The organism is Gemmatimonas sp. (assembly GCF_041689975.1).
Lineage (GTDB): Bacteria > Gemmatimonadota > Gemmatimonadetes > Gemmatimonadales > Gemmatimonadaceae > Gemmatimonas.
In genome coordinates, this window is sequence record NZ_JBDNFF010000370.1 from 1 (window position 1) to 3,311 (window position 3,311).

Annotated in this window: 5 protein-coding genes; 3 read left to right on the top strand and 2 right to left on the bottom strand. The window is 63.1% G+C overall.

Annotated elements, in window-relative coordinates; genetic code table 11:
* Nucleotides 1-357 precede the first annotated feature (357 nt).
* Both ACESNG_RS21420 and ACESNG_RS21425 read right to left on the bottom strand, forming a co-directional pair.
* Entirely contained in the window at nt 358-747 is a 390-nt protein-coding gene (locus ACESNG_RS21420) for a tyrosine-type recombinase/integrase (protein WP_373070749.1), read from the bottom strand.
* A gap of 52 nt (nt 748-799) precedes the next feature.
* Nucleotides 800-1,216 carry a hypothetical protein gene (locus tag ACESNG_RS21425; RefSeq protein WP_373070751.1) on the bottom strand — a complete coding sequence of 139 codons (417 nt, stop codon included), beginning with the start codon at nt 1,214-1,216 and terminating at the stop codon, nt 800-802.
* Nucleotides 1,217-1,566: 350 nt separating this feature from the next.
* On the opposite strand from ACESNG_RS21425, the gene ACESNG_RS21430 reads away from it, so the two are divergent.
* From ACESNG_RS21430 to ACESNG_RS21440, 3 genes are all read left to right on the top strand, one after another.
* Nucleotides 1,567-1,746 (top strand): hypothetical protein, encoded by a 180-nt coding sequence (locus tag ACESNG_RS21430; protein WP_373070753.1) that lies wholly within the window; start codon nt 1,567-1,569, stop codon nt 1,744-1,746.
* A gap of 164 nt (nt 1,747-1,910) precedes the next feature.
* Nucleotides 1,911-2,876: an exonuclease domain-containing protein gene (locus ACESNG_RS21435; RefSeq protein ID WP_373070755.1), complete on the top strand. Its 966-nt coding sequence runs from the start codon at nt 1,911-1,913 to the stop codon at nt 2,874-2,876.
* Between the two features lie 236 nt (nt 2,877-3,112).
* On the top strand, nt 3,113-3,311 hold a 199-nt coding region (locus tag ACESNG_RS21440), incomplete at its 3' end, for a hypothetical protein (RefSeq protein ID WP_373070757.1).

Below are 3,311 nucleotides of genomic sequence, written 5' to 3' on the forward strand. Positions count from 1 at the left end.
ACCGCCTTCGATCGCAACGTCCGCTTCTCCGTGAACCCCTTCGACCCGCAGTTCCAGCATCTGGGCGCACCGTCCGAATCAATCCTGATGTCTTTCATGTGATCACGGTAACCGAACCTCGCAGTGCGGGCAGACGCCCCGAGCCGGTACGTCACCGGTCATCCAGTGCCCTCCATGACACAGCCATGACACAGCACGCCGGTTCTCGATGGTTCACAGCGGTCTAACACGGTCGAACGTTTGCCCTGGTAGATGACCCTTTCGGGACATCTACCCAGGTAGACGGGTCGGGCCTCCCGGAATCCCGCTTACAGGCCACCTCACCATTGCACCCACCTGACCAGGGGAAATGCTCCTCTAGCCGGCCTCTCGTGCAGCCTGATCACACATTGATTGCACATTCTGCCGCAGTGACGTATCGATCGCAGCCCGCACGCGGTCGTCATCGCCGGGCATGAGGTGCCCGTAGGTGTCGAGCGTCTCGCTCGCGTTCTTGTGCCCGAGGTACTGCTGCACCGCCTTGATCGACACGCCCGACGAGATGAGCACCGAGGCGCAGTGATGGCGCAGATCGTGCGTCGTCGAATCGATCCCGATTGACTTCGCCGCCGACTTCGCCCGAGCAATCGAACCGGTCATCGAGTCGATCAACTCCGCCCTTGCCAAAACGTCCGCCAAGAGCGTCACATACAGGGCGAAGACCGGCGCCGTCCGCAAGACCATCGAACACGACGAGGCCGGCCGCATCGTCGGCATCCTCAAAACGCCGGTCTGAGCACGGTGAGGCGGTCGTTCCGATCTAGAGGTCAACAATCGCCCGGATGGCAGCTCCGGACGCATGAAGGCCGATGCAATCCACCTCGAAGCCGAGAGTCTGGAAGGCACCCAGGAACACCTGGTCGGTAGCGATCTCGCCGCCCTGGCAGGTCACTTCGACTCGAACGAGTCGCAAGGTGTCGCTGGTGCCGTTGCTGACAGTCCCCAGCGCGCGCGTTCTGGTGAGTATCGGCACCTGCACGTATCCGGTAATCGCGGAGGTAAGTCCGCCAGGAGGTAGCGCTGAACCTCCATCGAAGTAGCCCGAGATGTCGACCAGGAGGTGAGCGCTCGCGTAGGTGTACAGCCGGAAGGTCCCGTCGGGTGCCACCGGTACGACGATCGAGTTTGCAACAACCTCGCCCACGTCCGAGTTCAGGATCGAGGTGTCCGGTCGCATGCCCGATGGCCACGCTGTTACAAACTGCCCAGGGGTAGTCGGGCTGATTGACGTGACATTCGCAACAACCGCCGACGCTCCTGGGCGACCAGTGTTCACGATCAACTCGCTTCCAGCCGCCGGCATAGGGCCCGACCGGGTGTTCAACACTCGCACTGGAGTCTGGGTGACGAGGCCAGATGGTCCCGTCGCAGCGCTGGTCGGCGACCACACAACAGCGAACGCGAAAACTCCAGCAATCGAAATGGCGATGGCAATGTCCATAGGTCGAATCCTCATGACCGCTACAAGTACCAGAAAAGCGCCCGCCTGGGAAGAGGCTCGCAGTTCGACTGTCACACGCCTACGTCATGATCAACCGAGTGACCGACGATGAACCGACCCCCGAAGACCTCGAGCAGCTCGTTCGCAGAGTGGCGATGTCCGGCGTTCTCGGTGATAACGACCGCCTCGATGTCGTCGTCGCCCTGCGCCGGCTCGCCGAGATCGACAAGGCGAAGCGCCGGCATCCGTCAGGCGGTGGGCGATGAGAGCTGCGGCAACGGCTACGACCTCGGTGTCGTGCACAACCTCGCCGCCGTCGGCGTCGAATACCTCACCGAGGGCGGCCGATGAGCACGCCACCTTCAGTTCGACGGCGACGCGTGTCATCGCCGATCCGCGAGCGTCCGGCCGTTGACTACCCTGTTGACTGATGGGCAGACTGGACATTGGTCTTGATCGTCGTCGTGTCCAGAACACGCCGATACCGGAACGAACCGATGCCGTCGACTTCGTGGCGATCGACTTCGAGACAGCGAACCGGAAACGGGAGAGCGTGTGTGCCGTGGGCGTGGCGATCGTCTGCGACGGCGTGGTGGTTGAGCAGGCCTCGACGCTGGTAAATCCCGACAGCGAGTTCAGCCCCTACAACTCGGCAATCACGGGCATTGGACCCGAGGACGTTGTCGACGCCCCTTATTTCCACGAGCTGTGGCCGCTCCTCGCCGATCTCCTGACCGACCGGATCGTCGTCGCCCACGTCGCAACTTTCGACGTTGGCGTGCTTCGACAAGCGGTCGCCCGCTACGAGTTGCCGGGCATTCACATGCAGGCGCTCTGTAGCTGGCGACTCGCTCGGCGGACCTGGCCCACCTACCCCGCGTTCGGCCTCTCCTATCTCGCCGGACAGCTCGGTCTTGCCCTTGACCATCACGAGGCCGGTTCGGACGCTGCAGCGTCGGCGGGAGTTGTCCTCGCAGCGATGCGTGATGCGAAGCAGCCGACTCTCGGCGGGCTATGCGAGGCGTTCGGATACCAGCCCGGCCGGCTAACGCCGGAGTCATTCGTCGGAGTATTGGCCGGCGACCTCCGGAACATGCGTGGAGCAGCTGATGCCGACCCAGATCATCCGCTCTACGGGCGGCGAATCTGTTTCACCGGGGCGATGTTCTCAATGACTCGCCCAGAGGCGGCCGAGCGAATCCTCGACTTTGGCGCCGAGTTCAAGACGAGCGTGTCCGGCCAGGTCGACATGCTCGTCATCGGCGACGCCGACTTCGTCCAGTTCGCCGACGGCCTGCAAACCGGGAAGATGAAGAATGCCGCTGCGCTACGAGCCGACGGCGTCGAGATCGAGGTCATGTCCGAACGCGACTTCCTCGCCCTTCTCAACAGCTAGAGCCGAGTCCCGCGTGGAGCGGACTCGCCTCAGCCCTCGCGACGCTTCAGTCTCCGCCACTGACGGGTGAACCAGCCCTGCGGGCGCGGGTCTTCGTACCGCTCGAGAATGAAGTCCTGCCCACAGCGCCGACGAGGCGTCGGTTGAGGTAGTCCGGAATCGCACATCGGACGCACAATCTGCCGACAACCGGTGCGAAACGTTGAGAACTACTGTGAGCCGAAATCCCAGCGTGGGTGACGTTTCCTGGCATCGCCCCCGTTAGTCGGATCAGCCCTGGCATTCTCCCGCTTACAGGCCACCTCACCATTGCGCACCACGCTGAGCTGAGGCGTATTGTCGACGTCGTGAAGATCGGAGTGCAGCTCCCGGAGATCGAGTGGGAGGTTCCGTTTCCCGAGTTGATCGCGATGGCCCAGGCCGCCGAGGCCGCCG